At 68.2% G+C, this 5,808-nt stretch carries 5 protein-coding genes and 1 pseudogene; 5 read left to right on the forward strand and 1 reads right to left on the reverse strand.

From position 1 onward, the window contains the following. Positions 1-147: 147 nt before the first annotated feature. The 5 genes from ACK42S_RS15040 (at position 148) to rocF (ending at position 5,572) form a co-directional block, all read left to right on the forward strand. Positions 148-1,236, forward strand: coding sequence for an ABC transporter ATP-binding protein (locus ACK42S_RS15040; protein WP_409709280.1), 1,089 nt, complete (start codon positions 148-150; stop codon positions 1,234-1,236). Between the two features lie 134 nt (positions 1,237-1,370). After that, positions 1,371-2,810, forward strand: a complete 1,440-nt coding sequence (locus tag ACK42S_RS15045) for a S41 family peptidase (protein WP_409709283.1) — start codon at positions 1,371-1,373, stop codon at positions 2,808-2,810. A 97-nt stretch (positions 2,811-2,907) separates the two neighbouring features. After that, positions 2,908-3,696 (forward strand): HesA/MoeB/ThiF family protein, encoded by a 789-nt coding sequence (locus ACK42S_RS15050; protein WP_409709287.1) that lies wholly within the window; start codon positions 2,908-2,910, stop codon positions 3,694-3,696. Between the two features lie 39 nt (positions 3,697-3,735). After that, positions 3,736-4,641 (forward strand): TIGR00730 family Rossman fold protein, encoded by a 906-nt coding sequence (locus ACK42S_RS15055; protein WP_409709290.1) that lies wholly within the window; start codon positions 3,736-3,738, stop codon positions 4,639-4,641. Between the two features lie 7 nt (positions 4,642-4,648). Further along, positions 4,649-5,572 carry an arginase gene (gene rocF, locus ACK42S_RS15060; protein WP_409709293.1) on the forward strand — a complete coding sequence of 308 codons (924 nt, stop codon included), beginning with the start codon at positions 4,649-4,651 and terminating at the stop codon, positions 5,570-5,572. A 9-nt stretch (positions 5,573-5,581) separates the two neighbouring features. Here rocF and ACK42S_RS15065 read toward each other — a convergent pair. Continuing rightward, positions 5,582-5,808 (reverse strand): annotated as a pseudogene (locus ACK42S_RS15065) (hypothetical protein); the annotation flags it as partial.

The following is a 5,808-nucleotide window of genomic DNA, read 5'->3' on the forward strand; positions in this document are numbered from 1 at the left end:
CCGGGCCCGGCCCGCCGGCGGTCCTGACCCGCGTCAGGCCGGAATGCGAAAAGTAATCATTTGTTTTGCAGGCTCTATCATAGGGGCTGTCCGGCCCGACCCTTGCCCGCTTGCGGCAGGCCGTTGCGACGCCGCCCCGCCATCCCCATGTTTCTGGACATTCAGCAGCTTTGCGTGCGCTATGCCGGCGCACAGGCCTCCCATCCCGCCGTGCACGACGTCAGCCTGGCCCTGCCCCAGGGAGAGATCGGCGCCCTGATCGGGCCCTCGGGCTGCGGCAAGACCTCGATGCTGCGGGCCATCGCGGGGCTCGAACGCATCGCTGGCGGGCGCATCGCCATCGAAACCGAGGTGCTCAGCGCCGCCCAGCCGGGGCAGCCCGGGGTCCACCTGCCGCCCGAGCAGCGGCGCATCGGCATGGTCTTCCAGGATTACGCCCTCTTTCCCCACCTCAGCGTGGGCGAGAACGTAGCCTTCGGGATCGCCCACCGCCCGCGCCGCGAACGCGAGGCCCGCGTGGCCGAGATGCTCGAACTCGTCGGCCTGGGCCCGGTGGCGGCCCGCTATCCCCACCAGCTCTCGGGCGGGCAGCAACAGCGCATCGCGCTGGCCCGGGCGCTGGCCCCCGCCCCGCGCCTGCTGCTGCTGGACGAGCCCTTCTCGAACCTCGACGTGGACCTGCGCGAACGCCTGGCCCAGGAGGTGCGCACCATCCTGAAGCGCTCGGGCACCACCGCTCTGCTCGTCACGCACGACCAGATGGAGGCCTTCGCAGTGGCCGACCTGATCGGTGTGATGCACCAGGGCCGGCTCGAGCAATGGGACACCGCCTACCAGCTCTACCACCGCCCGGCCACCCGATTCGTGGCCGACTTCATCGGCCACGGCGTCTTCACCCCGGCCCGCATCGTCCAGCAGCCCGGCGGACCGGTGGTGCGCACCCCGCTGGGCGACCTGGTCGACCTGGAGGAGTGCCCCCTGCCCAGCGCCTACCCAGGCGGCGAATGCGATGTGCTGCTGCGCGCCGACGACATCGTCCACGACGACGACGCCCCGGTGAAGGCGCGCATCGAGCGCAAGGCCTTCCGCGGCTCCGAGTTCCTCTACACCCTGCGGCTGGCCAGCGGCGAGACCGTCCTGGCCCACGTGCCATCCCACCACAACCACGCCGTGGGCGACTGGGTGGGCATCCGCCCCGAGGTCGACCACGTCGTGACCTTTCCCCGTCAAACCTGAGGAAATTCGAGGGATTTCCACCTGCAACTTTCGTGACCCTGCGGGCGTCGAAACGAACGGCCTCAACCTATACTGATCGCCAGTGCTGCCGCTGAGCCGGCGGCATCGTTTCGCCTGAAAGGACCAGGACCATCATGGGTGCCAAATTCAAGATCGCAGGCTGGGTGGCCATCGGTGCCCTGGCCGGTGCCCTCACCACCATGCAGTTGCAGGCCACGGCGCGCAACTCGCTGGCGCCGCTGCCGCTGGAAGAGATGCAGCAGCTCGCCGCCGTGTTCGGCATGATCAAGTCGGACTACGTCGAGCCGGTGGACGAGAAAAAGCTCATCACCGACGCCATCAGCGGCATGGTCTCGGGCCTGGACCCGCATTCGCAGTACTTCGACAAGAAGAGCTTCAAGGAATTCCGCGAAGGCACGAGTGGCCGCTTCGTGGGCGTGGGCATCGAGATCGGCATGGAAGACGGCCTGGTGCGCGTGGTCTCCCCGATCGAGGGCTCGCCCGCTTTTCGCGCCGGCATCAAAACCGGCGATCTCATCACCCGCATCGACGACACCCCGGTCAAGGGCATGACCATCGACCAGGCGGTCAAGCGCATCCGCGGTGAACCCAACACCAAGATCATCCTGACGATCTTCCGCAAGAGCGAGAGCCGCACCTTCCCGGTGACGATCACGCGCGAGGAGATCCGTGTGCAAAGCGTGCGCGGGCGCATCGTCGAGCCCGGCTACGCCTGGCTGCGCATCAGCCAGTTCCAGGACCGCACCATCGAGGACTTCGCCCGCAAGCTCGAGGAGCTGTTCAAGGCCGAGCCCAACATGAAGGGCCTGGTGCTCGACCTGCGCAACGACCCGGGCGGCTTGCTCGAAGGCGCGGTGGCGGTGTCGGCCGCCTTCTTGCCGCGCGATGCCATCGTGGTCACCACCAACGGCCAGATCCCCGAGTCCAAGGCCACCTTCAAGGCCAGCCCGGAGTACTACGTCCGGCGTGGAGGCAACGATCCGCTGCGTCGCCTGCCCGAGGCGGTCAAGACCGTGCCGCTGGTGGTGCTGGTCAACGAAGGCTCCGCCTCGGCCAGCGAGATCGTCGCCGGCGCCCTGCAGGACCACAAACGCGCCATCGTCATGGGCTCCCAGACCTTCGGCAAGGGCTCGGTGCAGACGGTGCGCCAGCTCACCGCCGACACCGCGCTCAAGCTCACGACCGCGCGCTACTACACCCCGGCAGGCCGCTCCATCCAGGCCACGGGCATCGTCCCCGACCTGATGATCGACGAGACTGCTGAGGGCAACGTGTTCAGCGCCCTGCGCACCCGCGAGGTCGACCTCACGCGCCATCTCGAGAACGGCAACGGCGACAAGGACCCGGCGCGCGCCAAGGCACGCGAGGAAGCGCTCAAGCGCCTGGAAGAGGAAGCCGCCCGTCAGGGCCAGGCGCCGCAGCGCACGCTGCCCGAATTCGGCAGCGCCGAGGACTTCCAGCTCCAGCAGGCCCTCAATCGCCTCAAGGGGCAGCCGGTGGCGGTGTCCAAGACCCTGACCGAGCGCAAGCCCGAGGAAACCAAGGCCAACTGAGCAAGGTTTCCCCAACTTTCGCCAACCCGCGCGCCCGCCTCGTGCGGGCGCCTTCGCCCACGCCCATGTGCAGGCGTTTTCGCCTTATGCTGGCTGCATGAACGACGACCAGCTCCTGCGCTACAGCCGCCACATCCTGCTCGACGAACTCGGCGTGGAAGGCCAGCAGCGCCTGCTCGACAGCCATGCGCTGGTGATCGGCGCAGGCGGCCTGGGCTCACCGGTGGCCTATTACCTGGGCACAGCCGGCGTGGGCCGCCTCACGGTGGTCGACCACGACACCGTGGACCTCACCAACCTGCAACGTCAGATCATCCACGACCTCTCGCGCCTGGGCCAGCCCAAGGCGGCATCGGCGGCGCGCAGCATCGCGGCGATCAACCCCGAGGTGCACGTGCAGGCCCTGTGCGAACGTGCCGACGAAGCGCGCCTGCACGAACTCGTCGCCGCCGCCGACGTGGTGCTCGACTGCTCCGACAACTTCGCCACCCGCCACGCCCTCAACCGGGCCTGCGTCGCCCATCGCAAGCCGCTGGTGGCCGGGGCGGCCATCCGCTTCGACGGTCAGATTTCGGTGTACGACCCGCGCGATGCGTCGAGCCCCTGCTATGCCTGCATCTTCCCGCCCGAGCAGTCCTTCGAGGAAGTGCGCTGCGCCACGATGGGGGTGTTCGCGCCGCTGGTGGGCATCATCGGCAGCCAGCAGGCCGCCGAGGCGCTCAAGCTGCTCGCCGGGGTCGGTCGTTCTCTGGCCGGGCGCCTGCAGATGCTCGATGCCCGTCACATGGAGTGGACCGAGATCCGCATCGCACGCCATCCGGACTGCCCCGTGTGCCATGCGCGGCCATCGGGGTCATTGCCCGCAGCGGCAGCGCGCATCCGCTAAGCTGTCGGGCCCTTTGCCTCACAACGAGAAGAGCCCGGCATGGACGACAAGCGCCAGGAACTCACAGCCCGCAACTTCCCCACGGCCCAGGACGATGCCGCCGCAGCGGCCAGCCTGCCCCGCTATGGCAGCCCCCAGAGCGCCTACCGCCTGGCCTTCACCGACGAGGACTTCCTGCTGCGCGAGGAGCTGCGCCCGGTGCGCATGCAACTCGAGCTGCTCAAGCCCGAACTGGTCCAGAAACAGCACGGCATCGAATCGACGATCGTGATCTTCGGCAGCGCCCGCATCCTGCCCGCCGATGCCGCCCGGCAGGCGCTGGAGCAGGCGCAGCGCAGCGGGGATGCCCGCGCGATTGCGCGCGCGCAATCGCGGCTGCGGATGTCGCACTACTACGAGGAGGCCCGCCGCTTCGCCGCGCTCGTCACCGAAGCCTCCCGGCGCCTGGACCCGCCGATCTACGTGGTCACCGGCGGCGGCCCCGGCATCATGGAAGCGGGCAACCGCGGTGCGCACGAAGCCGGGGGCAAGAGCATCGGTCTGAACATCGTGCTGCCGCACGAGCAGGAGCCCAATCCCTACATCACGCCGGAGCTGTGCTTCCTGTTCCACTACTTCGGCCTGCGCAAGATGCACTTCCTGATGCGGGCCATCGCACTGGTGTGCTTCCCGGGCGGCTTCGGCACCCTCGATGAGCTGTTCGAAGTCCTCACCCTCGTGCAAACACGCAAGAGCCGCAAACGTCCGGTGCTGCTGTTCGGCCGCGAGTTCTGGAGCCGCCTCATCAACTTCGACGTGCTCGTCGAAGAAGGCATGATCGCCCCCGAAGACCTGCACCTATTCCAGTACGTCGAAACCGCCGAAGAAGCTTGGCAGCTCATTGCCCAAGCCTATGCCCTGGACGCCCCGCCCAGCACCAGCGGCGCCTTTGCCGACGATTTTTGATCCCGCCATGCCGCGTTCGCCCATTCCCGTCAGTCTCATCGGCGCCCCCACCGACGTGGGCGCCGGCTCTCGCGGCGCCTCCATGGGGCCCGAAGCCCTGCGCGTGGCGCAACTGCAACCCGTCCTCGAAGCCCAGGGCTGCGAGGTGATCGACCGAGGCAACCTGGCCGGCCCGCCCAACCCCTGGCAAGCTCCCGTGGACGGCTACCGGCACCTCGACGAGGTGGTCGCCTGGAACCAGGCCGTGCACGAGGCCGTGCATGCCGAGCTTCAGCAAGGCCGCTTGCCGATCCTGCTTGGCGGGGATCATTGCCTGGGCATCGGCTCGATCAGCGCAGTGGCAAGACACTGCCGGGAGACGGGCAAAAAGCTGCGCGTGCTCTGGCTCGACGCGCACGCCGATTTCAACACCAACACGCTCACGCCCACCGGCAACGTGCACGGCATGCCCGTGGCCGTGCTGTGCGGCCATGGGCCTCAGGCCCTGACCCATCTGGGCGGCCAGTGTCCGGCCATCCGCCCGCAGATGGTGCGCCAGATCGGCATCCGCAGCGTGGACGCCGGCGAGAAGCACCTCGTGCATGCCGAGAACCTCGAGGTCTTCGACATGCGCTACATCGACGAGATGGGCATGCGCCACACGATGGAGATGGCCCTGGCCCTGCTCGATGCGCAGACCCATCTGCACGTGAGCTTCGATGTGGACTTCCTCGACCCCGACGTCGCCCCCGGGGTCGGCACCACCGTACGCGGCGGCCCCAGCTACCGCGAAGCCCAGTTGTGCATGGAGATGATCGCCGACACCGGCCGGCTGGGCTCGCTCGACGTGGTGGAGCTCAACCCGGCGCTGGACGTGCGCAACCAGACGGCCGAGGTGGCCGTCGAGCTGATCGCCAGCCTGTTCGGCAAGTCCACGCTGATGCGGCGTTGAGCCCGGGGCTCACTCCCCCGGCGCCCCCGCCTCGAACCATCGCCGGATGAGGGCGCGCTCGTCCTCGGTGATCTGTGTGGCGTTGTTCAGCGGCATCTGCCTCAACACCACCGTTTGCTGGTAGATCGCCTGTGCATGCTGCTGCACCAACTGCGGCGTGTGCAGCGCCACGTTCTTGCTGGCCAACGCAGCGTTGTGGCACATCGCGCAGCGCTGCTCAATCACCCTGTGCACTT

Origin of the sequence: Caldimonas sp., from assembly GCF_046289365.1 — a bacterium.
Lineage (GTDB): Bacteria > Pseudomonadota > Gammaproteobacteria > Burkholderiales > Burkholderiaceae_C > Caldimonas.